At 71.0% G+C, this 25,962-nt stretch carries 23 protein-coding genes; 9 read left to right on the plus strand and 14 right to left on the minus strand.

Annotated elements, in window-relative coordinates; genetic code table 11:
- Positions 1 to 24: 24 nt before the first annotated feature.
- Both HS104_37950 and mgtE read right to left on the minus strand, forming a co-directional pair.
- Complete coding sequence (locus HS104_37950; GenBank protein ID MBE7485743.1) at positions 25 to 2,868, minus strand: HEAT repeat domain-containing protein; 2,844 nt, start codon at positions 2,866 to 2,868, stop codon at positions 25 to 27.
- 79 nt (positions 2,869 to 2,947) lie between these two features.
- On the minus strand, positions 2,948 to 4,324 hold the full coding sequence (mgtE, locus tag HS104_37955; GenBank protein MBE7485744.1) for a magnesium transporter: 1,377 nt from the start codon (positions 4,322 to 4,324) through the stop codon (positions 2,948 to 2,950).
- A gap of 62 nt (positions 4,325 to 4,386) precedes the next feature.
- Between mgtE and HS104_37960 the strand changes: the two genes are divergently transcribed.
- Entirely contained in the window at positions 4,387 to 5,157 is a 771-nt protein-coding gene (locus tag HS104_37960) for an enoyl-CoA hydratase/isomerase family protein (GenBank protein MBE7485745.1), read from the plus strand.
- Between the two features lie 36 nt (positions 5,158 to 5,193).
- On the opposite strand, the gene HS104_37965 is transcribed toward HS104_37960, so the two are convergent.
- Positions 5,194 to 5,661 carry a hypothetical protein gene (locus HS104_37965; GenBank protein ID MBE7485746.1) on the minus strand — a complete coding sequence of 156 codons (468 nt, stop codon included), beginning with the start codon at positions 5,659 to 5,661 and terminating at the stop codon, positions 5,194 to 5,196.
- A gap of 2 nt (positions 5,662 to 5,663) precedes the next feature.
- Here HS104_37965 and HS104_37970 point away from each other — a divergent pair, with 2 nt between their 5' ends.
- The gene (locus HS104_37970; protein ID MBE7485747.1) at positions 5,664 to 6,053 is read left to right on the plus strand and encodes a hypothetical protein; all 390 of its coding nucleotides are present in this window, start codon (positions 5,664 to 5,666) and stop codon (positions 6,051 to 6,053) included.
- Positions 6,054 to 6,260: 207 nt separating this feature from the next.
- Positions 6,261 to 7,277: a hypothetical protein gene (locus tag HS104_37975; protein ID MBE7485748.1), complete on the plus strand. Its 1,017-nt coding sequence runs from the start codon at positions 6,261 to 6,263 to the stop codon at positions 7,275 to 7,277.
- 72 nt (positions 7,278 to 7,349) lie between these two features.
- Here the strand turns inward: HS104_37975 and HS104_37980 are convergent, their stop codons facing one another.
- Genes HS104_37980 through HS104_37990 form a run of 3 tightly spaced genes read right to left on the minus strand, consistent with a single transcriptional unit; the run spans position 7,350 to position 10,574 of the window.
- A complete protein-coding gene (locus HS104_37980; GenBank protein MBE7485749.1) occupies positions 7,350 to 7,763 on the minus strand; it encodes a single-stranded DNA-binding protein in 414 nt (137 codons plus the stop codon).
- Between the two features lie 43 nt (positions 7,764 to 7,806).
- Positions 7,807 to 8,835 (minus strand): recombinase RecA, encoded by a 1,029-nt coding sequence (gene recA, locus HS104_37985; protein MBE7485750.1) that lies wholly within the window; start codon positions 8,833 to 8,835, stop codon positions 7,807 to 7,809.
- Between the two features lie 23 nt (positions 8,836 to 8,858).
- On the minus strand, positions 8,859 to 10,574 hold the full coding sequence (locus tag HS104_37990) for a YifB family Mg chelatase-like AAA ATPase (GenBank protein ID MBE7485751.1): 1,716 nt from the start codon (positions 10,572 to 10,574) through the stop codon (positions 8,859 to 8,861).
- On the opposite strand from HS104_37990, the gene HS104_37995 reads away from it, so the two are divergent.
- A complete protein-coding gene (locus HS104_37995; protein MBE7485752.1) occupies positions 10,573 to 11,604 on the plus strand; it encodes an isocitrate/isopropylmalate dehydrogenase family protein in 1,032 nt (343 codons plus the stop codon). The two genes, HS104_37990 and HS104_37995, sit on opposite strands and share 2 nt — an antisense overlap.
- Before the next feature lie 58 nt (positions 11,605 to 11,662).
- The gene (locus HS104_38000) at positions 11,663 to 13,066 is read left to right on the plus strand and encodes an ATP-binding protein (protein ID MBE7485753.1); all 1,404 of its coding nucleotides are present in this window, start codon (positions 11,663 to 11,665) and stop codon (positions 13,064 to 13,066) included.
- On the opposite strand, the gene HS104_38005 is transcribed toward HS104_38000, so the two are convergent.
- Entirely contained in the window at positions 13,063 to 13,998 is a 936-nt protein-coding gene (locus HS104_38005) for a CHAD domain-containing protein (protein ID MBE7485754.1), read from the minus strand. The genes HS104_38000 and HS104_38005 overlap by 4 nt on opposite strands.
- 81 nt (positions 13,999 to 14,079) lie before the next feature.
- Between HS104_38005 and HS104_38010 the strand changes: the two genes are divergently transcribed.
- Positions 14,080 to 15,024, plus strand: a complete 945-nt coding sequence (locus tag HS104_38010; protein MBE7485755.1) for a DUF2236 domain-containing protein — start codon at positions 14,080 to 14,082, stop codon at positions 15,022 to 15,024.
- Positions 15,025 to 15,030: 6 nt separating this feature from the next.
- Here the strand turns inward: HS104_38010 and HS104_38015 are convergent, their stop codons facing one another.
- On the minus strand, positions 15,031 to 15,978 hold the full coding sequence (locus HS104_38015) for a tetratricopeptide repeat protein (GenBank protein ID MBE7485756.1): 948 nt from the start codon (positions 15,976 to 15,978) through the stop codon (positions 15,031 to 15,033).
- Positions 15,979 to 16,152: 174 nt separating this feature from the next.
- Here HS104_38015 and HS104_38020 point away from each other — a divergent pair, with 174 nt between their 5' ends.
- Positions 16,153 to 18,678 (plus strand): RecQ family zinc-binding domain-containing protein, encoded by a 2,526-nt coding sequence (locus tag HS104_38020; GenBank protein ID MBE7485757.1) that lies wholly within the window; start codon positions 16,153 to 16,155, stop codon positions 18,676 to 18,678.
- Positions 18,679 to 18,700: 22 nt separating this feature from the next.
- Here the strand turns inward: HS104_38020 and HS104_38025 are convergent, their stop codons facing one another.
- Together HS104_38025 and HS104_38030 are read right to left on the minus strand one after the other, a co-directional pair.
- Positions 18,701 to 19,807, minus strand: a complete 1,107-nt coding sequence (locus HS104_38025) for an ATP-binding protein (GenBank protein MBE7485758.1) — start codon at positions 19,805 to 19,807, stop codon at positions 18,701 to 18,703.
- 142 nt (positions 19,808 to 19,949) lie between these two features.
- Positions 19,950 to 20,801 carry an SDR family oxidoreductase gene (locus HS104_38030; GenBank protein ID MBE7485759.1) on the minus strand — a complete coding sequence of 284 codons (852 nt, stop codon included), beginning with the start codon at positions 20,799 to 20,801 and terminating at the stop codon, positions 19,950 to 19,952.
- Between the two features lie 51 nt (positions 20,802 to 20,852).
- Here HS104_38030 and HS104_38035 point away from each other — a divergent pair, with 51 nt between their 5' ends.
- Complete coding sequence (locus HS104_38035; protein ID MBE7485760.1) at positions 20,853 to 21,656, plus strand: acyltransferase family protein; 804 nt, start codon at positions 20,853 to 20,855, stop codon at positions 21,654 to 21,656.
- Complete coding sequence (locus HS104_38040; protein ID MBE7485761.1) at positions 21,653 to 22,573, plus strand: SDR family oxidoreductase; 921 nt, start codon at positions 21,653 to 21,655, stop codon at positions 22,571 to 22,573. The genes HS104_38035 and HS104_38040 overlap by 4 nt, the downstream gene beginning before the upstream one ends.
- Here the strand turns inward: HS104_38040 and HS104_38045 are convergent.
- The 4 genes from HS104_38045 to HS104_38060 are packed head-to-tail and all read right to left on the minus strand — an operon-like array spanning position 22,570 to position 25,955.
- Positions 22,570 to 23,043, minus strand: coding sequence for a hypothetical protein (locus HS104_38045; GenBank protein ID MBE7485762.1), 474 nt, complete (start codon positions 23,041 to 23,043; stop codon positions 22,570 to 22,572). The genes HS104_38040 and HS104_38045 overlap by 4 nt on opposite strands.
- Positions 23,044 to 23,095: 52 nt before the next feature.
- Positions 23,096 to 24,604 (minus strand): GMC family oxidoreductase, encoded by a 1,509-nt coding sequence (locus HS104_38050; protein ID MBE7485763.1) that lies wholly within the window; start codon positions 24,602 to 24,604, stop codon positions 23,096 to 23,098.
- Entirely contained in the window at positions 24,601 to 25,182 is a 582-nt protein-coding gene (locus tag HS104_38055; protein MBE7485764.1) for a hypothetical protein, read from the minus strand. The genes HS104_38050 and HS104_38055 overlap by 4 nt, the downstream gene beginning before the upstream one ends.
- Positions 25,179 to 25,955: a FadR family transcriptional regulator gene (locus HS104_38060; protein MBE7485765.1), complete on the minus strand. Its 777-nt coding sequence runs from the start codon at positions 25,953 to 25,955 to the stop codon at positions 25,179 to 25,181. The genes HS104_38055 and HS104_38060 overlap by 4 nt, the downstream gene beginning before the upstream one ends.
- Positions 25,956 to 25,962 lie beyond the last annotated feature (7 nt).

Here is a 25,962-nt window from a genome sequence, read left to right on the forward strand (position 1 = left end):
TCCCCGCCGCCTGTCGAGACGTGCTCAGGAAAAGCGAGCCTTTCCGGTAGCTTCCCACCACTCACGGTAGGCGCGCTGGGCGCGCTCGCGCTCCTTCGGGGGCAGGTCCTCGTAGTAGCCGAAGTACTCCTTGGTCAGGCTCTTCAGCTCCTCGCCGGCGGCGCGCCGGACCTCCAGGCTCTGACCCAAGAGCGCGTCGATCAGCCACTCGACGCGGTGTCGCGTGGAGTTCGCCTGCCACCACGCCGTCCACAGCTTGCCCTCCCGGCCGAAGTCCTGACGCGCCAGCGTGACGAGCGCCCAGTGTACCGAGCGCACCACGGCGGAGTTGTCGGTGCCGAGCAGCGGGATCAGGCGCGGGACGGCCCGCGGATCCCGGAGGTCGGCCAGCGCCTCGATGCTGCTGTGGCGGATCTCCGGGGGCTGCGAGGGCTCCGCCGCCAAGGTCGCGAGGCCGTCTCGAAGGGCGGTGCGGGCCTCGGCGCTCTGCTGCATCATCCGCCCCGACGCCAGCGCGGCGCGCCGGACCTCGGCGTCGGCGTCGCTGAAGCGCCGCACGATGGCGCGAGCCGACTCCGATGCCGGCAGCTCGCCCAGGAGCCAGGTCGCCCAGCGCCGCACCACGGGATCGCCATCGGCGGTCCGGACCACCAGAAAGGGAATCGCCACCGGCCCCACCCGGGCGATGGTGCGCAGCACCGGCCCGCACTCGGAGGCCTTTGCTCCGGGGTCGGCGAAGCGGCGTGCCCGATCCGGGTGAATGGGGCCGGGGAACTCCGCGACGAGCATGCTCACCGCGGGATCGCCGATCTCGAGCAGCCGATCGCCGGCGGACTCGTCGCCCTCGAGCAGCCGCTGGAGGAGCGCTCGGCAGTCGGAGTCCACGTCCACGATCACCGAGGGCAAGAGCCGGTCTTTGGCGTCCTGGCGTGGAAACGGCGCGCGCGGTCCGAGCGCGAGCTGCCGCGAGGCCGGCGCGAGCGGGGCCTCGTGGCCGACATCGCTCCTGGCCTCGAGCTCCAGCTCGCTGAAGGGACCCGGGGAGAGCCGGGCGTCGGCCTCCAAGTCCCAGGCCGCGTCGATGGCCGCTGCGTTCTCGCTGGAGGGAGGCTCGGCGTCGCCAACCAAGGGACGGCCGCTCGGCGTGCGGCGGGTCAGCGGGAAGGGTTGGTCCTGCGACGCCTCGTGGGATCCGGGCGTGCCCTGCGGTGGAGTATCGCGGCGTCCCGGTGCGCCGACCGCCATGACCGGCACCGGAACGGAGGCGGTGCTGGGCCGCCCCTTCGCTTGCGGCGACTCGGCGGGGGTGGGGGGAACGGCGCTCACTGCCGGCTGCTTCTCGAAGCCTCGAGCCTGCGGCGACTCGTCCGCCGTGGTCGGGCCCGAGAGCGCGTTCGGGGAGGCGGCGACCGTCTCCGGTCCAGAAGGACCGATGCCTTTCGCCGCCGGCGTCGCGTGCACCGTGGTCGGCGGGCTGCTCGGGGAGGCCGTCGAGTCGAGGGCCCGCGCGAGCGCTTCGACGCGTTGCTCGACGCCGGGCAAGCGGTGGCGGCGGCGCTTGCGCACCTCCGCGACCGGCAGCGGCGTCGCGCTCATCTCGCCGGAGCCGGCGCGCGCGCCGCGCTTCTTCTTCATGATCACGCGCTCGAGGGCGGCGGCGACCAGCGGCGCGAAGGCGATGACGTCGCCGACCTCGGAGAGCGTCACGTCTGCGTCGCCGTGGTCGCCGTACAGGAGGAGGACCGAGCGGCCCCGCACCACCAAGGGCAAGAGCAGCACCACCCGCGAGCTAGGTCGCTGCAGATCCTTGGCCAGGCTGGCGTCGAGCCCGTCTTGCTCCAGCGTGAGCAAGCGGAAGGTCTTCGCGTTCTTCGCGCTCGACAGCGAGCTCGGCAGATCCAGCGGCACGCCGATGCCACGGATGCGCGCTCGGTCGGCGCCGGGGCCGTGGGCGTCGCGGCCTTCGGCGACGTCGCCCTGCACCGCGAACAGCGCCGAATACTCGAAGTACTGTGACGCGAAGTCGAAGAAGGCGCCGACCACGTCGTCGCGCGACTCGGCCTCCATCAAGTCCTGCTCGGCGTGCGCCGCAGTGTAGGGACCGCGGTGGCGCTTGCGCCCGCGCTCGCGGCCCGGCGTCCCCACCAGCCAGCGCGGCGGCTCGGCGGTCTCGGGCGGGACCTTCTCCGACGGATGGCGGGGGGTGATCAGCGTCGCCACCTGCGCCGGCGGCGGAGTCGCGGAGCGCGGCGCCGCCGGGGGAGCGGCCGGCGCGAGCGCGGGCGCCGAGGCTCCCGGGTAGCCGATGGGCGGGACGCTGGCGGGCCGCGGCAGCGTCGGAAAGCCGACGTAGCCGTCGCGGAGCGGAGCGGGCATCGAGCTCGGGCTGGGGTCGGCGCGCCCCTCGAGCTTGGCGACCAGCCGCAGCATGCGTCGATCGAGCGGTAGGCCATAGTCGCGGCAGAGCGCCTGGCGGATCCGCACCAGCGGCGCCACCCGCTGGTCGATGCGCACGCCGAGCGAGAACGAGAGATCTCCTTCCACCTCGGCCGGGAGTGGCTCGCTCACGGCGACGGTCAGGATCCCGGCTTCTTCCGCCAGCGGGTAGAACGAGTGGCGCTGGGCGAGCTCGCCCGGCACCAGCGCCATCAGCGCCGCCGGCGCCTGCCCGAGCTCGCCGATGGGGGCCGCCGGCAGGTCGTAGCTCTCCGCGAGCAAGGGCGTGAGCAGGTGCTCGCTGACCAGCGCCAGCTCGAGCAGGTTGGTGACGAGATCACCGCCGTAGATGACTTGGCGCGCGAGGGCCTCCTCGACTTCGCGCATCGACGCGACGTGGGCCTTGACGATCGCCGAGCTCAGGGTGGCCATGGTCTCGCCGGGGCCCGCCCCCCGGTGGCCGGAATTTCTGCGTTAGGTCACGCAAAGTCAATGTTTTCCGGGCGTTTCTTCAGTGCACGGCGATCTGAGCCACCCCCGCCAGCATCAGCTGGGCCAGGCTCAGGTAGATGACGATGCCCAGGACGTCGACCAGCGTCGCGATGAAAGGGGTCGAGCTGGTCGCCGGGTCCACGCCCATGCGGTGCAGGAACAAGGGCATCATGCCCCCCACCACGCAGCCCATCACCACGATGGAGACCAGGGTCGCCGCCACCAGGGCGATCATGCCCGGCGGATCCCCGGCCAGCATCACGCGCAGCATGCCGAAGGTCGCGAGCATGCCGCCGAGCACGAGGCCTTGGGCCAGCTCCCGCCACAGTACCCGGAGCCAATCCCGGGCGGTGATGTCTCCGACCGCCAGGCCGCGGATCACCAGCGTGGACGACTGCGAGCCGGAGTTGCCGCCCGCGGCGATCAGGAGGGGCACGTAGAAGGCCAGCTGGGCCACGCTCCCGAGCACGTGGTTGAACGTGCGCATCGCCGTGGTGGTGAAGAAGCCACCCACGAACAGGATGGCCAGCCAGGGCGCGCGCTTGCGGATGTACTCGAGGAACGAGGCGTCGAAGTATCCCTCACGGATCGGCTCGACGGCGCCCATCTTGTGGACGTCTTCGGCCTGCTCCTCGTTCATGACGTCGAGGATGTCGTCGGAGGTGATCAGGCCCAGGAGCTCGCCCTTGCCGCTGACCACGGGCATCGCGTGCAGATCGTACTTGGCGAGGACCTTCGCGACGTCTTCCTGATCCATCTCCGGCGGCACGGAGATGACGTTCTCGCGCATCACGTCGCCGACCCGCTCGGCAGGCTCTGCCAGCAAGAGATCGCGCAGGCGCAGGAAACCCAGCAACCGGTCGCGCGCTCCGGTCACGTAGACCGTGTCGAGGGTCTCCGCTTCACGGGCCCGCTTGCGCAGCTCGTCGATGGCGCCGGAGATCACGACGTCGGGGCCCACGGCGATGAGCTCGGTGGTCATCAGCGCGCCGGCCGTGCGCTCGGGCCACTGGCGCAGCTCCTCGACCTCCTCGGCGGCCTCGGGGTCGACCCGCTCCAGGCTCTCGAGCACCGGGTCGGCGACGGCCGGTGGCATCACGCTGAAGAAGTCGGCGCGCTCGTCGGCGCCCATCTCGGCGGCGATGAGCGCGGTGGAGTCGGCGCCCATCGACTGCGTGATCGCCTCCTGGTCTTCCTCGTCCAGGCGCTCGAAGACCTCGGCGGCGTATTCGGCGGGCAGGCCCTTGAGCAGGTCGCCGGCGTGCTTGGCCTCGAGCTCGGCGACGATGTCGGCGAGATCCTCGGGGTGGATCTCGTCGAGCAGCTCGCGGACCTCCTCCGGGTTCTCGCGCAGCAGCGCTTCGAGCTCCGGTCCGATCAGCCGCGCCAGCCGCATGGCGGGGCCTTATCACAAACCGTGCGCTCGAGCGCAGAGACTGGCTCTAGCATGGGGCGGCCATGACCGTCCGGACCGAGCTCAGCGCGCCCATCCTGACCCTCACGCTCGACCGCCCGAAGGCGAACGCCTTCGACCAAGCGCAGCTCGACGCGCTGTCCAGCGCCATCGCGGAGGCCGAGGCCGTCGAGGGCGCGCGCGTCCTGATCATCGGGGGCGCCGGCGAGCGCGCGTTCTCGGCCGGAGCGGACCTCACCGGCATTGGTCCCTTCGGCGAGCCGGACGGCTTCGCGCGCTGGACGCGGCAGGCGCACGCCGTGCTCGATCGCATCGCGGCCTTCCCCGTGCCGGTGATCGCGGCCTTGCAGCGGCCCGCGGTGGGCGGGGGCTTCGAGCTCGCGCTGGCCTGTCACCTCCGTGTCCTGGGACGCAGCGCGCACGTCGGCTTGCCGGAGATCCGCCGCGGCTACCTGCCGAGCTGGGCCGGTCTCGAGCGCCTCGTCCCGCTGGTCGGGCTGGGCTTTGCCACCGAGCTGGTGCTCACCGGTCGAACCGTCTCCGCCGAGGAGGCCTTGGCTCGGGGCCTCGTGCACCAGATCGCCGACGACGCCGACCTGGCGGCCCGGGAGCTCGGTGAGACCCTGGCTGCTCTGCCCCCGCTGGCCCTGCGGGCCGCCCTGGGTCAGCTCGCAGGGCTCACCCGGGGCGACGACCGGGCGGCGGTCCGCGCCCGAGAGATCTCCGACCTCGAGCGGCTGGTCCGCACCGAGGACACCGTCGAAGGCGTGCTGGCGTTCCTGGAGAAGCGCGCGCCGGTCTTCAAGGGGCGCTGAGCGCCCGTCTTCGAAGGGCGCCCAGCGTCCGGGCGCTCAGGGGCAGTCCCCGTTGATCTTGAACGCGGCTGCGGCGAAGTCGCCCTCGAGCTTGTAGGCGTCCTTGCAGGTCGCGTCCGCTGCGGCGTTGGTCTTGGAGCACCAGTCGCCCTCCGGCGTGGCACCGCCCGTCCACTTGGTGGAGCTCTTGCAGTCCTTGTTCGGGCCCTTCCAGTCCTGCCCGGCCAGGAGCACGCAGAGCGTGGCGCCGAGCTCGTCGATCATCACCTGGTCCGCCTCTTCGATGGTGATGTAGCCCTTGAGCGAGCCGCCGGGAGTCCAGGAACGCTGCGGCGGGATGGCCTTGGTGTCCGGCGCGCAGCTGTTGACTGGATCGAGCTCGTCGCCGTTGAACTTGCCGGAGCAATTGTGGGAGTCGTCGTTGAACGTCGCCTGGATCTCCACCTTGTGGAGCGGCAGGATGATCGGATTGCTGGTGTCCGTCGGGCTCAGGAAGATGGGCACGGTTGACGTCCAGATCCTTGGCGCTGAAGGTGTTGGCGGTCAGCGTCACGTCCACCTCGATGGGCGCTATGGGCAACGAGGCCCCGGGCATCTTCACGAAGCAGCCGCCCGCGACGGGATCGGTCACCGGCAGGCTACCGCCCGTCTTCATCTTGTTGGTCGTCGAGTCGATCTCGAACAGCCACGAGAAGGTGCCGTCGCCGTTCTCGAAGCAGCTCGGCTGCTTGAGCGAGATGCCCTTGTCGATGACCTGCTCCTGCACGAAGGCGCCGGCCAAGGCGGGCGGCGCCTTGACCAGAATGCTGGTCAGCCGGCCCTGGTACTTGGTCTGCCCGGTGTTGTCGGCCTTGGCCAGGCACTCGGCGCCCGGACCCGTGGGTCCCGCCGCGTAGCACTCCGCCGCTTGCGGGACGCAGCCCGCGTTGCCGCCGCCCCCGCTGCCGCCGTCGCCTTCGTCCCCGCCGCACGCCGCGACCAGACACACCGCCGAGCCAGCCATCACCGAAAGCAAGAATCCACGCATTCGCCGTCCTCCGAGGGGCGAAACCATAGCATCGAATCGCGCGCGCCGCGTGCCGATCGGGTAGAACGAGGACGGCATGACCGCGCGGGCCGAGGTGTCGATCTGGTGGTACGCCTTCGGCTACTTCGCCTGCTACGTACCCTACAGCGCGTTGGCCAAGGCGCTGAGCGGCGGTCTGTTGCCCGGGATGACGCGGGGCTTCTCCGGGTTCTCGCTCTTGCCCATCACGAACATCGCCTCGCTCCTGGGCATGTTCGCGTTCATCAGCGCCATGCGCTGGTGGCGCTACGCCGGACGCCGCCAGCTCCTCGGGGTCAGTGTGCCGCTCCCGGGCATCTGGACCTTTTTGTCCGGGCTCTGCACCGCCGCCATCATCGCCACCACCACGCTCGCGTACACCTTCGACGGCGTCTCCATCGTGTTCATGATGCTCCTGATGCGCGGCGGGGTGCTGGTCATCGCGCCCATCACCGACTTCGCCAGCGGGCGCAAGGTGCGCTGGTTCTCGTGGCTGGCGCTCGGGCTCTCCATGGGGGCGCTCCTGGTGGCTTTCTTCGGCGGCAGCAAGAGCAGCTTGGCCATGACCTGGATCGCAGGCGTGGACGTCGCGTTCTACCTGCTCGGCTACTTCGTGCGCCTGCGCTTCATGAGCCGATTGGCCAAGAGCAGCGACCCCGACCTGACCAAGCGCTACTTCGTGGAGGAGCAGATGACCGCGACGCCGCTGGTGGTGCTGGTACTGGTGGTGTGCGCGCTGATCGGCCACGGCCAGATGATGCTGGAGATCCGCAAGGGCTTCACCGAGCTCTGGTCGAGCGGGTACGCCGCGACCATCCTCTTCGTCGGCGTGCTGTCGCAAGGCACCGGCGTGTTCGGCGGGCTCATCTTGCTCGACCGGCGCGAGAACAGCTTCTGCGTGCCGGTCAACCGCGCCTCCAGCGTGCTGGCAGGCCTGCTCGCGAGCCTCTTGCTCTCGGTGCTGCTCGGGCTGAAGATGCCGGGCGCCGCCGAGCTCGTGGGGGCGGCGCTGGTGGTGGGCGCCATCGTGGCCTTGTCGCTGCCGACGCTCTTGCCGAAGCGGGCGGGGGGCTGACAGCGGCCCGAAGATCCGAAGCGAGCCCACGCGAGCATGCACCCCGCGTGGGCCCGCGCCGGAGCGGGTGGGTCAGAAGCCCACCGCGCCGTCGAGCGCCTGCACCGGCTCGGTGTCCGAGAGCCACGAGCCGTCGCCGGGCTCGCTGGACGAGCGCCGGCTGCCCAGCAGGTGCAGATCCCGCGCCGTGATCTCGGTGTGCCAGCGCCGCACGCCGTCCTTCTCGTAGCTCGTGGTGCGCAGCGTGCCCTCTACCATCACCCGCGAGCCCTTGCTCAGGATCCGCGACAGTGGCTCGGCGCGGTTGCCCCACATCACCACGTCGTGCCACTCGGTGCGGGTCTGCCGCTCCTTGTTCTTGTCGAGGTAGCTCTCGTTGGTGGCCATGCGGAACTTCAAGAGGTTCGCGCCCGAGGGCAGCGTCCGGAGCTCCGGCTCGGAGCCGAGATTCCCCATCAAGAAGACCTGATTGATTCCATCGCTCATGATTTCGTTCCTTTCCATTTCGTTGTCGTGACCGCGGGTCGGCTCATGCCGCCCGTTTCTGTGTGCGCGCCGCCCAGCCGGGCAGGCGCTCGTAGGTGGCGAGCTGGAGCGTGCCGAAGAGCTCGGGGCTGCCGAGCAGCGCCTCCCGCGCCCGCTCGCGCCCGTTGCCGATGCTCTTGCCGCCGAGCATCAGGTGGTTGCCGTTCCGCTCCAGCGCGCCCAGGCGCAGCGCGCTGTCGAGCAGATCCGTGGCCGTGTCGATGCCGACGCCCCAGCGCACGTCGAGCTCCGCTTCGGAGAACGGCGGCGCGACCTTGTTCTTCACCACGCGCACCCGGGTGCGGTTTCCCACCACCGCGTCCGCCGCCTCGACCTTGCCGATGCGGCGCACGTCGAGGCGCACGCTGGAGTAGAACTTCAGCGCGGTGCCGCCGGGCGTCGTCTCCGGGCTGCCGAAGACCACGCCGATCTTCATGCGCAGCTGGTTGATGAAGATCAGCGTGGTGCCGCTCTTGTGGCTGATGGCCGTGAGCTTGCGCAGCGCCTGGCTCATCAGCCGCGCTTGCAGGCCCATGTGGTTCTGCCCCATGTCGCCCTCGATCTCCGCGCGCGGCGTGAGCGCGGCGACGGAATCGACCACCACCAGGTCCAGCGCGCCGGAGCGGGTGAGCGCCTCGGCGATGTCCAGAGCCTGCTCGCCGGAGTCCGGCTGCGCGACCAAGAGCTTGCCCAGGTCGATGCCGATGGCCTTGGCGTAGCGCATGTCGAAGGCGTGCTCGGCGTCGATGAACGCCGCGACCCCGCCCAGCTTCTGCACCTCCGCGATGGCGTGCAGCGTGAGCGTGGTCTTGCCGCTCGACTCCGGGCCGAAGATCTCGACGATGCGGCCCCGCGGGTAGCCGCCCACGCCCAGCGCCTGGTCGAGCGCCAAGGCGCCGCTCGGGATGACCGGTATGGGGGTGGTGCCGGCGTCGGCGCCCAGGCGCATCACCGCGCCCTTGCCGTGGGCCTTCTCGATCTGCTCGACCACCTCGCGCACGACGTGGTCACGGTTTCGGCTCTTGTCGTTCATGATGTCCTCGTTCTCCTTCTCGTTCAGCCCGACAATTCGTTGTCGACGAGGCGCCCCTGGATGGCTTCGGCCACGTGGGGAGCGCGCACGTCGCGGCTGTCTTCCAGATCGGCCACGCTCAGCGCGACGCGGCGGATGCGCGTGAAGGCGCGAGCGCTCAGGCCCAGATCGTTCACTGCCCGCGCGATGAAGCCCCGGCCCTCGGCGTCGAGCCGCACCACGCGGTCGAGCTCGGCGTCGGTGAGCGCGGCGTTCAGCGGCGAGCTCAGGCCGAGCTCCTGTGCCCGAACGCGCGCCCGCTCCCGGGCCGCGAGGACCCGCGCGCGGACGCTCGAGCTCGACTCCGAGCGCTCCGGCGAGCCGAGCGCGCTCGGATCGACCGGGGGCACCGCCACGTGCAGGTCGATGCGATCGAGCAGCGGCCCGGAGAGCCGAGCCAGGTAGCGCGCGGCCTGCGCCGGCGAGCAGCGGCAGTCGCGGCGCGCGTGCCCCTTGTAGCCGCACGGACAGGGGTTCACCGCCGCGACCAGCATGGGCCGCGCGGGAAACCAGGCGGACGCCCGCGCCCGCGAGATGCACACCACGCCGTCTTCGAGCGGCTGGCGCAGCGCCTCGAGCGCGCTGCGCCGGAACTCGGCGAGCTCGTCCAGGAAGAGCACGCCGTTGTGCGCCAGGCTGACCTCGCCGGGGCGCGGGTGGTCGCCGCCGCCGACCAAGCCCGCGTCGCTCACCGAGTGGTGTGGCGCGCGGAACGGCCGAGTCTGCACGACGCCGAGCTCCGGATCGATCAACCCGGCGACGCTGTGGATGGCCGTGGTCTGGATGGCCTCCGGGAACGAGAGCGGCGGCAGGATGCTGGGCAGGAGCCGGGCCAGGAGCGTCTTGCCACCACCCGGGGGACCGAGCATGAGCAGGTTGTGGCCGCCGGCGGCCGCGATCTCGAGGGCGCGCCGGGCGTTGGCCTGGCCGCGCACCTGGCTGAGATCGCTCGCGCCCGGCAGTGCCCGGTGCGGTGGCAGCTCCGTCGTCCCCACGCGCTCGAGCGACAGCTGCCCGGTGAAGTGGTGCACCACGCTCTCGAGCTCGCTCGCGACGAAGACCTCCAGTCCGCGCACCAGCCCGGCCTCTCGGGCGTTGCCGGACGGCACGATGGCTTGGCGCACGCCGCGCGCCCGCGCTCCTTCGAGCTGTGGCAGGACACCGCGCACGGGGCGCACTCCGCCTTCGAGCGACAGCTCGCCCAGGACCAGCACGCCGTCGAGGGAGGCGCCCGGCAGCCGCCCCAGCGCGCCGAGCAGCGCGACCGCGATGGCGACGTCGAGCCCGGTGCCGCGCTTGCGCAGGTCCGCCGGCGCGAGGTTCACCGTGACCGCGTGCTCGTCGAGCAAGACGCCGAGGCGCGCCAGCGCCGTGGCGACCCGCACGCGAGCCTCCCGCACCGCCGCCTCGGCCAGGCCCACGAGCTGGAAGAACGCGGGCCCGCGCGAGGCCGTGACCTCGACCGCGATGGGGTGAGGGTCGAGCCCGACGAGCACGCTGGTGTGCGCGATCGCGGTCGCGAGCGGACGGTCCGGGAGGGTGAGCGGATTGTCGAAGGCGAGGGCCACGTCCCGCCCCAGAGCAGCGAGCGTGCCAAGGGAGAAACGCCGGAATTCAGCGCGGAAGCAGCGGCGGCGGAGTGGCGATCGCCGCGGCGGAAGGTGGCGATCGCCAGGCTGCGCGACTAAGACGCATGCCATGACGACGCACACGGTCGTGCTCATTCCTGGTGACGGCATCGGGCCGGAGGTCAGCGCGGCGGTGAAGCGCGTGCTCACGGCGGCGAACGCTCCGGTGGCGTTCGTGGAGCGACACGCGGGCGAGGCGGCGCTCGAGCGCGGGCTCGAGGACGTCTTGCCCAGCGAGACGGTCGCGGCCATCCGCGAGCACCACGTCGCGCTCAAGGGCCCCTGCACCACACCGGTGGGGCGGGGCTTCTCCTCGGTGAACGTCGCGCTCCGTAAGAAGCTGAACCTGTACGCCGCGGTGCGCCCGTTCCGCAGCCTGGCCGGAGTGAAGACCCGCTACGACGACGTGGACCTGATCGTGATCCGCGAGAACACCGAGGGGCTCTACAGCGGCATCGAGAACCTGATCACCGACGGCGTCGTGGTCAGCATGAAGGTGGCGACCCGGGGAGCCTGCCACCGCATCGCCCACTGGGCATTCCGCTACGCCACGCACCGCCGGCGCCAGAAGATCACGGTCTTCCACAAGGCCAACATCATGAAGATGTCCGACGGCATGCTGCTCGACGAGGCCCGCAAGGTGCACGAGCGCGACTACCCGAACATCGACTACGGCGAGGTGATCGTGGACGCCGGGCACATGCGCATCGTGCAGAACCCGAAGCAGTTCGACATCATCTTGTGCGAGAACCTCTACGGCGACATCGTCTCGGATCTGTGCGCGGGCCTGGTGGGCGGCCTCGGTGTGTCGCCGGGCGCGAACATCGGCGAGGAGGACGCGGTGTTCGAGGCGGTGCACGGCTCGGCGCCGGACATCGCGGGGCAAGGCGTGGCGAACCCGCTGGCGCTCCTGATGAGCGCGGTCATGATGCTGAACCACCTCGGCGAGACGCGCCACGACGAGGCCTGCCGTAAGGCCGCGGAGCGCATCAAGCTCGCCTACGATCGCGCGCTCGAGGAGAACCAGAAGACCCGGGACCTCGGCGGGGAGCTGGGCACGCTCGGCTTCGCCGAGGCGGTGATCGCGCGGCTGCCGGGCTGACGAGGCCGCGCGTCGGCGGTGGAAAAGTATTCAGACTTGAATTATTCTTCCCTGCAGAATGCAGTTCCTGAATCGAACCGCGGAGCTCGGGCGCCTGGCAGCGCTGAGCCGCCGCCGGGAGGGCGGTCTGGCGGTCGTGTTTGGCCGCCGGCGCATCGGCAAGACCCGGCTGCTCCTGGAATGGGTCGCGCGCCACGGGGGCCTCTACACCGTGGCAGACCTGTCGGCGCCAGCGATTCAGCGGCACACGACGGCGCTGGCGGTTGCCGAGCGCCTTCCCGGCTTCGCCGAGGTCGAATACCCCGATTGGCTCTCGCTGCTGAGGCGACTCGCCAGCGAGGCAGAGCGCGCGAAGTGGCGGGGGCCCTTCGTGCTGGACGAGCTGCCGTACCTCGTGCTGGCCTCGCCCGAGCTGCCGAGCGTGTTGCAGCGTTGGCTCGATCACGAGGCCAAGCGCGCGAGGCTGGTCGTCGCCGTCGCCGGCTCGAGCCAGCGCATGATGCAAGGGCTCGTGCTGGCGCGCGAGGCTCCGCTCTACGGGCGCGCCGCGGTGGTCCTCGACCTCCGGCCCATGGCCATCGCGCACCTGCCCGAAGCGCTGGGGCCCGCGTCGCCGCGGGAGACCGCCGAGCGCTGGGCGGCGTGGGGCGGCGTGCCTCGGTACTGGGAGCTCGCGGCCGGTGAGCGTGGCTCGACGCGCTCGCGGATCGACCGACTGGTCCTCGACCCGACCGGCCCACTGCACACCGAGCCGGACCGCCTGCTGCTCGAAGAAGTGGTCCCTGCCACCGAGGTGAGGCCGCTGCTCGATGCCATCGGAGCCGGAGCCCATCGCGTGTCCGAGATCGCCGGGCGCATGGGACGCGCCGCCACCTCCCTGTCGAGGCCCCTGGACCGACTCGTCGGGATGGGGCTCGTGCGCCGAGAGCACCCGTTCGGTGAGCCCGAACGCGGCGGCAAGCGCAGCCTGTATCGCATCGACGACCCCTTCTTCAGGCTCTGGTTCCGCGTCGTGTCGGCGCAGCGGGCACTGCTCGCCGGCGCCGGGCCGAAGGCTCGCCGTGCGCTCCTCGATCGACACTGGCCGGCGCTGCTCTCTGCGGCCTGGGAGGATCTGGTGCGAGTGAACGGCCCCGGCGGGCTCGGGGCCGGTAGTTGGGGAGTCGCACGGCGCTGGTGGTCTGGCGGGGCGGCCGAGTGGGACCTGGTCGCGGAATCGACGAATGGACGGCGCCTGCTCCTGGGAGAGGCAGAGTGGAGCCAGCGCCCGCTGTCTGCCGTCGCGCTGGAGCGCGCGTGCCGCGAGCTCGAGCATCGACCCGCGCCCGCTCTGGGCGCGCGATACGAGTCTCACGAGCGAATGCGCGCCTTGTTCGTGGTCGACCTCGAGCGTGGGGTGAGGCCGAGCACGGGTGGAGTTCGCGTCGTGACAGCGGAGCAGATCGTCGCCGATTCGAGCTAATCGTCGCTGCCCCCGTCGCCTTCGTCGCCCGCCGGCTCGCCGAGCCAGGCGGCGTGGTAAGCGGCCATGCGGCGCGCCGCGGCGCCCGGGCGCTCGGCGTAGACGTGGTGGCCGCGGGCCAGGGCGCTCTGCCGGAGCTCCTCGCGGCGCTCCTGGATCAGCGCGAGCACCCGAGCCGTCGGGTCGCGGAGCTCGTCGCTGGGCGCGTGCTCCAGCAACGCCAAACGCAGGTCGTCCAGATCGTGCTCGGCGCCGAGGTCTTCCGTCAGCTCCTCCAGCGTCTTCGCGAGGGCCTTCATGGGCTGGGGCCAGAGCCGCTCGAGCAAGCGCACGTGATACCAGTAGTGCTTGGCGAACTTGCGCCACTCGTGGAAATGCTCGGTGGTCGGCTCCGCCTGCGCGCGCTGCATCGCGCGCCGGCCGCGGGCGTAGCTCTTCTGGAAGCCACGCTCGAGCATCCCCCAGCCCTCGGTGCGGAGCGGCCAGGCTTCGAGGCGCTCGAGCGAGGCGCCGAGGCTCGCGGCTACCTCGCGCGCGTGGCTCTCCCCGTGCATGGCGGCGACCAGGCGATCGCGCTCCGCGACCAGCCGACCCCGCAAGACCTCGTGAGCCGCGCCCGCGGCGGCGTCCGGAAAGCGTGCCATCAGCGCGTCGAAGGCGTCCACGGTGGCGGCGGCCCGGCGCGGGCCGGCCAGCAGCCGTCCGGCGTCGCGGTAAGCGTGGTTCTCCCGCGTGAAGACCTCGCGACCGAGCTCGCCCTGGAGGAGGCGCAAGAGTCCGCGCAGCTTCTTCAGCCGCTTGCGGACGCCGTGCACCGCTCGGTCGACGTCGTCCGTCGAGCCCAGCTCCGCGATCGCTCGTTCGAGCTGCTCGCGAGCGATGCGTCGAGCCGCCTCTGCGCTGCTCTCGTCGCGTCGGAATGAGTAGTCCATGCGTCTCGCCTTGCGGGCCGAGCGTCGAGGTGGGACAAATACAGGAGCCGCTTCGGTTTGAGAAGCGCCGGGAGCCGTCACATGGTCGTCACACGAGCTGACCTCGAGCGGCACATCGCCCAACTCCGCGAGCAAATCGGCGATCCGCGCGCGGGCATCTACGGTCCGGACAGCGTCTCGTGGCGAGTGGACAAGGAGTCCGCGCTGTTTCTGGGTGGCGGGAAGGCCGCGCTCTTGCAGCTCGCGCACCCGTACGTGGCGCACGCGGTGGATCAGCACTCGGCGACGCGGACCGATCCGCTCGGGCGCTTCCAGCGCACCTTCGACAACGTGTTCGCGATGGTCTTCGGCGACTGGGAGACGGCGCTGCGCTGCTCCCGGCGGGTGCACGCCATCCACACGCGCATCCGGGGAGAAATCACTGAAGACGTCGGCGCGTTCCGCAAGGGCGCGCGCTACGACGCCAACGACGAGGGCGCGCTGCTCTGGGTGCACGCCACGCTGCTCGACAGCGCCGTCGAAGCCTACGAGCTCGTGCTCGGGCCGCTCGCGGCGCGAGACAAGGAGCGCTACTACGACGAGAGCAAGCGCTTCGCGCGCTTGTTCGGCATCTCCGACGCGGTGTTGCCGGCGAGCTGGTCGGCGTTCTCCGAGTACTACCGCGACATGCTCGCCTCGGACGTGATCCGGGTCGGCGCGCCGGCGAAGGAGATCGCTTCGTTCTTGTTCAAGAGCCCGAGCCCGGCGTTCCGGCCGCTCTTTGCCTGGCTCCGCACGCTCACGGCAGGGCTCTTGCCGCCGCGCCAGCGCGCGGAGTTCGGCTTGCCCTGGACTCGGACCGATCGCGCGCTCTACCACGCCTCGATCGCGACGCTCCGGCGGACCTACCCGCGCTTGCCGCGGCGCCTGCGCTACGTGCCCGCCTACGTCCGCGCGCAGCGTCGCTTGCGCGGCGTCGAGGGTCCCGATCGAGTCGGCGATCTGCTCGAGCGCCTCGTCACCGTGCCGCTGGCGCGGGCGAAGTGATCAGGGTCAGAACTGCCCGTACACGCCCACGTGCTTGGGCCCGACGTAGGGCGTCACCCGACGGGCTTCCGTCTTGCCCTCGACCTTGCCCTTGCCGCCGGTCAAGAGCAGCACGGTGCCCACGCCCAGGCCCACGGCGCCCACGATGAAGCCCGCGGTGGAGATGTTCGCCTGGGTTTTTCCCTTGTCGTAGAGATCGCGCTGGTCCTCGCCGCACACGCCGTTCTGGCACTTGGCGTCGATGTCGCTCTTGGTGCTCTTGGCCTGGAGGCCCATGAACGCGCCCACACCCACGCCCACCACTCCGACGCCGAGCGCGACGTAGGCCAGCGTGTTGCTCCCTCCGCTCTTCTTCGGCTCGGCCTTCTCCGCCGGAGCCTCCGCTGGCTCTTCGCTCGGTAGCTCGGTCATCAACACGGAGAGGTGCTTCTTGTCCTTCTCCGCGAGCTCGATGCTCTCTTTGTAGGGCTTCATGCCTTCGGCCTCGGCGCGCACCTCGTGCTTGCCCGGGTTCGCGGGGACCGGCGCGCCGAGCTCGCCCGCGGAGAGCTCGCGGTCGTCGAGCTTCACCGTGCCGCCGAAGCCCTTCGGCAGATCGAAGCTGATGGTGGGGATGCGCTTCTCCAGCGACTTGAGCTGGTTCTTGGCCTTGGCGCGTTGCGCGAACGAGAGCTTCTTGCTCTCGAGCGCCTGCTTCAGCTGAGCGGCGGCCTCGACCAGGTTGCCGAGCTTCTCTTCGACACCCGCGAGCCGGATGCGCGTGCCCGGATTGTCGTCGAGCTCGAGCGCCTTCTCGTAGGCGCTCTTGGCCTCGTCCCACTTCTGTTGCTTCTCGGCCTTCTGACCGTCCTTGTCCGCCTGCTTCGCGCTCGGCGCACCCTTCGCCAGGACGAGCCCCGGTGACGTCACGACCCCCGACGCGAGCACACAACACAGGACCACTCGACGCAGCATGGTCCCCCGAGTGTCACCGTTTTCGGGTCGCTCGGGAACCGGTGAATACGGGCGTTCAGCTGCGCGGACGTTCGGGCCTCCCGGATGCACAGTGATTTTCTGTTCACTTCGGAGATCAGCGGTGGTACGGGGTGGTCCGCCGCTTTCCGTGGGGAAGCGAGAAGGAAAGACGCTGTGAGATCGAAGAAGCGCGGCTCCCGCTCGGTCGGGAAGCCGACGAGCGCCCGTCGGCGCACGCTGAACGTTTCATCCTCCCGGGCCAAGAAGAAGCCAGCGACGGCCAAGCGGCCCGCGAAGGCGAAGGCGAAGCGGCCCGCGAAGGCGCAGGCGAAGCGCGTCGGGACGACGAAGGCGAAGCAGCCCGCGAAGGCGAAGGCGAAGGCGAAGCGCGTCGCGAAGACGAAGCCGCCGGCGAGACGAGTCGCGAAGGCCAAGCAGCCGGTGAAGGTGAAGCGAGTCGCGACGGCGAAGCCGCCGGTGAAGCGAGTCGCGAAGGCGAAGCCGCCGGTGAAGCGAGTCGCGAAGGCGAAGCGGCTCGCGAAGACGACGGCGCCGGCGAGGCGAGTCGTGAAGGCGAAGCCGCCGGTGAAGCGAGTCGTGAAGGCGAAGCCGCCGGTGAAGCGAGTCGCGAAGGCGAAGCCGCCGGTGAAGCGAGTCGCGAAGGCGAAGCCGCCGGTGAAGCGAGTCGCGAAGGCGAAGGCGCCGGCGCGTGCGGCAGCGAAGACGCTGCGCGCGAAGCCCGCCTTGCGCAGGGCGCCGGTCGTCGCGCCGGCACGTGCCAAGCTCGTCGCCAGGCCCGCGTTCGCCGCGGCGGCTCCTGCGCCTGCGCCCGCGCCCGCACCCACTCCGGTGCTCCGCGTCGCGGACGTGGCCGCCCCTGCTCCGCCGCTCGCCGTGCGCGTGGGCCGCTTGCCCCCGCGCGGTGACGGCGCGCAGCCGCCCGAGCCTCCTCGCGGCGTCCCGGCGGCCGAGCCCGCGCCGCGCGTCACGCCGACGGCTCCGCGCCCGGCCTTCGAGCACGAGACTTGGCAGCGCGTCGAAGCCGTGGCCCGTGAGCTCGAGCTGCCGGAGCTCACCAGCGACCAGCGCAAGGCCATCCGGGCCGCGCTCGAGGGGCGCGACGCGCTGGTGAGCCTGCCGCCGGGCCTCGCTCGCACGGCGTGTTTCGCCGTCCCGTCGCGGCTGCTCGGCCAGCCGGTGCTGGTGGTGGGTCCGCGTCCCGCGTTGATGCGCGAGCTGCACGACCGCCTCTTGCAGCGCCGCGTGCCCGTCGTGCGCTTCGACGCGAGCCTCACCGAGGTCGGCAAGCGTCAAGCGCTGGAGCGCATCGCGAAGGGCGGCGTGCTGGTGGTGCTCACCACGGCGGCCGCGTTGCACCTCGACGAGCTGCCGCGCGCGCTCGCGGAGTGTGGCGTGTCCCTGGTGGCGGTGAGCGACGCACAAACCGCTACTGCCGCCACGGACGAGGTCAGCCCCGCCGCGCTGGAGCTCGGTCGGGCGCTCGAGCGGCTGGGCAGGCCGCCGGTCCTGGCGCTGCTCGGCGCCGCCACGCCGCTCGCGCGCCACGAGGTCGTGGACGCGCTCGGGCTGCGCTCGCCGGTCCACGTCGAGGCGCCGCTCGTCGGCAAGAACATCGCGCTCGACGTGCTAGAAGTGCGCGGCGAAGCGCGCCAGCGCGCGCTGGTGCAGCTCGTGCTCCAGCTCCGGCGGCCGGGCGTGATCTTCGCGCCCACAGCCCGCGAGGTGGACTCCATCTACGGCGCGCTCTCCGCGCTGCGGCTGCCGGTGCACCGCTACCACGCGCACATGCCCCCCGGCGATCGCGTGGGCGAGCAGCTCAACTTCATGCTGCCCGGGCGGCGCTCGATCATGGTGGCGACCAGCGCGTTCGGCTCGCCCTCGGGGGTGGTCGGCGTCGGCGAAGCCGCCCTGCTGGACAAGGCCCCAGCCGATTTCGGGCTCTGCCTGGAGAAGAAGGACCTGCGCTTCGTGCTGCACTGGTCCGCGCCGGCGAGCCTGGAGCAGTACCTGCGGGAGATCGCCCTCGCCGGGCGGGACGGCGACGAGAGCACCTGCGTGCTCTTCCACGACGGCAGCGACCGCGCGCGACACGAAGCCTCGCTCGCGCAGGCCCGCATCCCTTCGCGGCACCTGACCCACCTGGCCAAGGCGCTCGAGCCCGCTGCCATCGACGCTCGCCCGCGCACGCTGGAGTCGTTGGCGCTCGCGAGCGGGTTGAGCCGCAAGCTCACCGAGACCCTGGCGGCGATCCTGGACGACGCGGGCCTGGTCGACGTGTCGCAGGGCTGGCTGCGGGTCACGGCCAGCGCGCCGGCGCTCAGCTCGGGCGCGCAACGTCTCGCGGCGCGCCTCGATCGGCTGCGCGCGCAGGACGGCCGGCGTCTCGGTGGCGTCAGCGCCTACGCGGAGGTCAGCGGCTGTCGGCTCGCGGCCCTCGCGCGCTACTTCGGCGAGACCGGCGTCGAGGCGTGCGGGCGCTGCGGGGGCTGCCGCGGCAGCCTGCTCCCGGCGTTCGCGGATGACGCGGGCTCGTCCATCGAGCCGGCTCACGGCCGGCGCCCGGCGGTCGAGACCTTCACCCTCGGCCAGCCGGAGAGCTTCGGCATCGGTGTCGGCGCGCCCGCCCGCGTCGCGCGCCCGCTCACCGTCAAGCTGTCGGATTTCCAGCGCGGGCGCTGACCTCGCGTCGAGGAGGTGCGGGTCAGGGCAGGGCGAGACGCCGATCCTTCGTTAGGGTCCCCAGATCGGCGAGCGCCAGAGTCGAGATCCGTTCGGCCAGCGGATGACTGCTCGTGCCGGGGTGCACGACCCAGAGGTGCGTCAAGTCGAGGTCGTCCAGCGCGACGCGCATCGACTTGGTGACGGCAGGAGCATCGCCGTGCTTCAGCTCGAAGCCGAACCTGCGCCCGCGGCGCTCGACGAGCAGGTCGAGCTCGGCGCCGGCGTGCGTGCGGTAGAAGAAGACCTCGCGCTCGGCGCGCAGGCATTGCACGATCTGCTCGGCCGCGAAGCCCTCCCACGAGGCGCCCAGCTTGGGGTGGGAGAACAGCTCCAGGCGGCTCCGGATGCCGAGCAGATAGTGCAGGATCCCGGAGTCTCGCAGGTAGAGCTTGGGGGCCTTCACCAGGCGCTTGCCGACGTTCGAGAACCACGGCGGGAGCTGCCGCACCATGAAGCTCCCCGTCAGGATGTCGAGGTAGTGCCGGACGGCGTTCTCACCGGTTCCCATCGACCGGGCGAGCTCGGCGTGGTTCAGCGTCTGCCCGTGGTAGTGCGCCAGCATGGTCCAGAACCGCCGGAGCGCCGCCGCGGGAACGCGCACTCCCAGCAGCGGCACGTCGCGCTCGACGAACGTGCTGGCGAAGTCGCCACGCCACGCGAAGCTCTCGCCGTCGCTTCGCGCCAGGACCGAGCGAGGAAACCCGCCCCGCCGCCAGAGCAGCTCCTGCCGCGCGGCACCGACCTCCGTGATCCCCAGCCCGCCCATCTCGTGCATCGACACACGACCCGCGAGCGACTCGGAGATCCCCCGGACCAGCGCAGGGGACGCGCTGCCCAGGATCAGAAAGCGCGCCCGGGTTGGTCGGCGGTCTGCGAGCACGCGCAAGAGCTCGAAGAGCTCGGGCTTTCGCTGCGCCTCGTCGATCACGACCAGACCGCGGAGCGGACCGAGGACTTGCTTTGCGGTGTCCGTGCGCAGGGGTGATTCGGGATCCTCCAGGTCGAAGTAGGTGCTCGGCCGCCGAGCGGCGAGGGCGCGCGCGAGGGTGGTCTTCCCGCACTGCCGGGGGCCGACCAGCAGCGTCACCGGCGCGCGGGCGAGGCTCTTCTGCACCAAAGCCAGCAAATCGGGGCGCGGGACGGTCCGGCTCACTCCTTGAAAATACACCCACTATGAGAGGATTTTCAAGGATCCAACCCGGGTCGGATCCGCCCGTGTGGGCCTGCGCTCACCGCTCGCCCGCCTCGATCACCGCGCCGTACCCCTCACGGTAGGTCGGGTAGCGGAGCGCGTAGCCCGCGGCTCTGAGCCGTGCGTTCGAGCAGCGCTTGTGGCTGCCCCCGCGGCGCGCGCTCGCCTCCGGTCGTGGCACCGCCTTCGGCTCGGGTGCGCCGAGCCGCGCGGCGATCCACTGCATGACCTCGCGGCGGGGGGCAGGCTCGTCGTCCACTCCCAGGTACACCGACTCGGGACGTGGCAGGTCGAGCAGGAACGCGAGGGCGCCGGCGCAGTCGTCGCGGTGGAAGCGGTTCACGAAGTGGTCGTCGCCCTCCGGGTAGGTCGCCTCGCCGCGCCGGATGGCCGCCACCATGCTGGCGCGGCCGGGCCCGTAGATGCCGCCGAGCCGGAGCACCACGGCGTCGGGGCGTCGCTCGAAGAGGAGCGCCTCGGCCTCGCGCAGCGTGGCGCCCGAGAAGTGGGTGGCCGCTGCCGGCGAGGTCTCGTCCACCCAGCTCCCGTCGGTCTGGGCATACACGGCGGTGCTCGAGACGAACAGCACGCGTGCTGCGCGCCCGCCGAGCGCGTCGAGCGTGCTCGCCAGGGCGTCGACGTAGGTCTGCCGGTAGGCCTCGGCGTTGCTCTCGCTCGGGCCGGCGCAGAACACCAGGGCGTCGAAGACGCCGCTGATCCGAGCGAGCGCGCTCCGATCGGCGAGATCGAGCGCCACCCCGGTCACGCCGGGCGGGAGGCCGCTGGGCGCGCGGCGGACGCCCAGCACGTCGTCCCCCTGCGCGACCAGGAGCTCGCCCAGGCGGGCGCCGACGTAGCCCGCGCCGGCGATCAGGATCCGTCGCGTCATTGCAGCCATCCTTTCGGCTGGGCTGCGGTGTATGCTCGACGCCGCTCGCGCATGCGCCTCCCCGTCTCGCCCGAAGTCCAGGAACGCCTGAGCCGGCTCGAGCTCCCGTTCAACGAAGACGGCTTGGATCCATACGGCATCGATCGACAGCGCCTGGGGTTCATGTTCACGGCCTTCGGCCTGTTCTACAAACAATACTTCCGCTGCCGGGCCCACGGCGTCGAGAACATCCCGAAGCGCGGGCGCGCCATGCTGGTGGGCAACCACTCCGGCGGGGTGGCGCTCGACGGCATGATGGTGATCGCGTCGGCCTTCTTCGAGCTCGACCCGCCGCGCTTGGCCCAGGGCATGGCGGAGAAGTTCCTGAACAAGCTGCCGTTCGCGTCCGAGTGGTCGAGCAAGACTGGGCAGTTCACCGGCCTGCCGGAGCACGCTGTGCGGCTCTTGAACGAGGACCGCTTGCTGATGGTGTTTCCCGAAGGCGCGCGCGGCACCGCCAAGCTGTTCGTGGAGCGCTACAGCCTGGTGCGCTTCGGTACCGGCTTCATGCGCCTGGCGCTCCAGACCAAGACGCCCATCGTGCCGTTCGGCTTCCTGGGCGGCGGAGAGGCGCTGCCCACGGTGGCGAACCTCGAGAAGGTCGGGCGCCTGATCGGCGCGCCCTACCTGCCGGTCACCCCCTACCTGTTCCCGGTACCGCTGCCGGTGCGCATGGAGGTGCACTACGGCGAGCCCATGTTGCCATCCGGCACCGGCAACGAGGACGACCACGTGATCCTGGACAAGGTGAACGCTGTGAAAGCGAGCATCGCGCACCTGATCGAGCGCGGGCGAAGGAGCTACGAGGCCACATGAAGGTCCTGGTCACCGGCATCTCCGGCAAGGTCGGCCAGCTCGTGTGTCATGAGCTGTTGGCGGCGGGTCATGAGGTCGCGGGCATCGACCGCCGGCCCTGGGCGGGCGCGCCGGAGGGCGTGGTGGTCCACGAGAGCGACATTCGCAAGCGCGCCGCCGAAGACGCCTTCCGCACCGAGCGCCCCGACGCGGTGATCCACATGGCCACGGTCACCCACCTGACCGCGCAGAGCGAGGACCGCTACCGCATCAACCTGGGCGGGACCAAGTCCATCTTCGACTGCTGCCAGCGCTACGGCGTGAAGCAGGCGCTCTTCGTCGGTCGCCACACTTATTACGGTGCCGCCGCGGACTCGCCGCTCTACCACACCGAGGACGAGCCACCGCTCGGGCTCGAGACCTTCCCGGAGCTCGCCGATCTGGTGGCCGCGGATCTCTACGCGGGCACGGCGCTCTGGCGCTTCCCGGAGATCGATACCGCGGTCTTGCGCGTGGTCTACACCCTCGGCCCCTCCCGCTCCGGTACGCTGTCGTCGTTCTTGCGCGGTCCCCGCGTGCCGTTGATCCTCGGCTACGATCCGCTGTTCCACTTCATGCACGAGGAAGACGTGGCCCGGGCCATCGTCGCCGCCCTCGACAAGAAGCTGCGCGGCGTGTTCAACGTGGCGGGGCCGCAGCCGCTGCCGCTTTCGGTCATCATCGGCCAGGCCGGCCTCGAGCCACTCCTGGTGCCGGAGCCGCTGTTCCGTTCCCTGCTCGGCCGCTTCGGACTGCCCCGCCTGCCGCGCGGCGCGCTCAATCACATCAAGTACCCGGTGGTGATCGACGGCAGCTCGTTCCGCGACAAGACCGGCTTCCGGCACCAGCACGACGAGCACGCGACCATCGCGGCCTTCCGGCGCGCGGCGCGCCTCTAGGGGTGCAGCGTGCGGATCAGCCCCATCACCCGGCGCATGCGCCAGATCAGATCGCCCTCGGCCTTGGTGATGGGCGCGCTGCCCGGGAAGGGCCCGGCGGAGGCCGCCGCGACGCGTTCGGCGAACTTGACCAGGAGCTCCGAGAACTGGGTCGCCTCCGTCGGATCGCAGCGCTTCTTCAGCACCTCGCCGACGTCGCGCAGGTGGGCGTCGAGCTCCGCCTCGCTCATGGTGGTCGCGCCGTGGGCCTGGGCCACCGTGGGCTTCGCCGCGCCCTCGAACACGCTGCGCATCCAGGAGCCCGACGGGCACTGCGCGGCGCACTTCTGGAGCCAGGCCCCGAACGCCAGCTCCTCCGCGTCGAAGGAGTCGACCGCGACGTCCACGGCGAGCATCGCCAGGTAGATGTCCAGCGGCAGCTCGGTCAGGAGCTCCCACTCGTCGTTGCTGAAGCCGTGGTGCTCGGCCACGCTTCGATGATCGAAGAAGGCGGGGGGCGCGTCGAGCGAGAACTTTGCCGGCTCAGGCTGCCAGGCGTCCGAGCTCGATGCGCTCCGCCACGCGGGTGGCCAGCGCCATGATGGTGATCTGCGGGTTTACGCCGATCGCGGTCGGGAACAGGCTGGCGTCCGCCACGTAGAGGCCCGGCAGGTCCCAGACCCGCCCCGACAGATCCACGACGGAGGCCTCCGGTCGGGCACCCATGCGCGCCGTCCCCATCAGGTGCGGCGTGAAGAGCTCGAGCGTGCTCGGGTCCTGCTGAAGGTCGTCGATCTTGCGAAGGTCGTCCGGGCTCTGGGCCAGGTGCTGGTTGAAGAACGGCAGCACCACCATTTCGGCGCCCATGGCGAAGTGCATCTCGGCGAGCAGCTTCACCCCGCGCCGGAAGCGGCTGTGATCGAGCGGGGTGATGTCGTAGCGCGGGATGGGCGCCCCGAAGATGCTGCGCGACACCGAGCCAGACGACGAGTCCTCCACCAGCACGCCGGACACGACCATCTGGTTGTAGCGCTGCATGATCTCCCAGGCGCGGTCGCCCTGGAACGGCATGTAGGCGCCGAGCACGCTGGGGGTGACGAAGTTCTCCGCCATCAGGATGCCATCCTCGTGAAAATGGCGGATCTGCGAGGCCTGGCTGACGCCGCGCCAGCCGCGAACGTCGTGCGGGTAGATCGCGACGACCTTGGCGTTGGGGTGGCAGAGGAAGTTCTTGCCGAGCTGCCGGCTGGGGCGCCCGAGCTTGTGCTGCAACAGCAGGAACGGCGTCTGCACGGCGCCGCAGGCGACCACGACGGCGCGGGCGCGCACCGTGACCTCCGGCCCCGGGCGGCGGGTGCGCGGATCGACGGCGCGGGCGACCACCCCGACGGCGCGCCCGCCTTCGATCAGCAGGCGCTGCACCCGGAGCTCGGTCAGGCAGCGGGCCCCGGCGGCCATCGCGCGCGGCATGTAGCTCACCAGCGTGGACTGCTTGGCGCCGGTGGGGCAGCCGAGCCCGCAGTTGTTGGCGCCGACGCAGGCCTCCTGGTTGCGCTGGTTCACCGTGTACGACCAGCCCATCTTCTTCGCGCCCTCGCGCATGATGCGGTTGTCGTCCCCCAGGCTCTCCGGCAGCTGGGGGTTCACGCGCACGCGCCGCTCCACCCGCTCGAACAGCGGCTCGAGCGCCCGCGGCCCGAGCTCCGGGCTGATCTCGGCCCAATCGTCCAGCACGCGCTCCGGCGGGCGGTAGGCCATGCCGCCGTTGATGGTGGTGCTGCCGCCGACGCAGCGCCCCTCCACGTAGGGGATGGGTGGATTGCCGAAGATCACCGTGGCCGCGGCGTCGCGGTACAGGCGCGGGATGGTCTCGGTGCTGTAGGGGTTGAAGGCGTCCGTGGCGATCCAGCTGCCCTCCTCGACGAACAGCACGTCGCGGCCGCTCTCCGCCAGCTCGGTGCCGACCACGGCGCCGCCCGCGCCCGTGCCCACCACCAGCACGTCCGCGGAGAAGCTGCGCTGCTTTTCGTAGTCCGGGTAGGAGAGGATCATCGGACGCCTCCTGCTCGTGCCGGCTCGGGGGCGAGCAAGAGCAGGCGCCGTCGCTCGACCTGCTCCTTCAGGAACGGCAGCGGCGCGTAGCCGATGGCCTGGTGTACCTCGTCCTGGTCGAAGTACGCGCTCAGCACCAGCCCGCGCACCGCCACCACCAGCGTGCGCAAGAACGCGAAGCGCCCGCTGACCATGTCCGCCAGGAGGCGCGAGGCGCGCGCTCGGCTCAGGGCGTGGAGGCGCTTCACGCTGACGAACAGGAAGCGCGGAGCCCAGTCGAGCAAGAGCAAGCACAGGCCGAAGCCCCAGGCCGCGAGCGGGTGCATGTAGCGCAGGAAGTGGCGGACGTGCAGCTCGACCCGGTCGAAGAGCTCCGGCGAGCTGGGCGCGGGGGCGGCTGGGCAGAGCGTGACGATCAGCGCGCGCAGCGAGCGGCGCTTGGCGGCGCCGAGAGGATAGGGCTCCGCGAGCTTCCAGCCGTCGTCCGGGTGGCGAGCGAGAGGCGCTCGTGCGGGACGGACCTGGGGTCGCTTGGTGCGGACATGGCTATCCTCGAATACGCCGCGCTCTTCCGTCATCTCTCTCTCCGCTTCTTGCGAGGTTCCGGGCTGTCTTGCGAAGTGGCGCGCCCGCCCAGCGCGCTCTGCATGGCCTTGGTGAAGTTCTGGTCCACGCGCCGGTAGTAGACGCGCGTGACGTCGATGGCGCGCTCCTCGTTGCCGGCGTCGAGCGCGGCGATGAAGTCCCGGAGGTGCTGCGGGAAGCTCGGCTCGAGCACCCACAGGGCCGGGAAGCGGTCGAGGATGTCTCGGTACGCCTCGAGGAACGGGTTCGCGACCCAGCGAATGGCGATGGAGTGCCCGGCGTCGATCAGGGCGTCGAGCCAGCGCTGGAAGCCGTGCGCGATGACCACCTGATCGCCGCGCTCGAAGGCCGGGATGAGCAGCTCCGTGATGTCGCGCAGGCGCTCGATGTCGCTCTTGTTGGCGCGTCGCACGGCGAGCCGCGCCGCAAACTCGAGCACCATCAGGCGCGCCGGCAGGATGTCCTCCAGGATGTGGAAGGTCTCCGTCGGGTCCGAGGCCGCCTCGAGGAAGGCGGGCAGGAGCTCCATGGTCCCGGTGCGCCGGAAGTCCGCAACGGTCACGCCCTGGCCGTGCCGCACCGTGACCAGCCGCGCTTGCTCGAGTCGCCGGACGGCTTCGCGCAGCGTGTTGCGGTTGGTGTGGTACTTGGCCGCGAGCTCGCGTTCGCCGGGCAGTCGTTCGCCGGGGCTCAGCTCACCGTTCAAGATCTGGCGGCGCAGATCCACGTAGACGGTGCTCTCGATCTTGGAAGCGGGCTCGGACATGGGGGAT

Source organism: Polyangiaceae bacterium (genome assembly GCA_015075635.1).
Taxonomy (GTDB): Bacteria; Myxococcota_A; Polyangia; order Polyangiales; family Polyangiaceae; genus JADJKB01.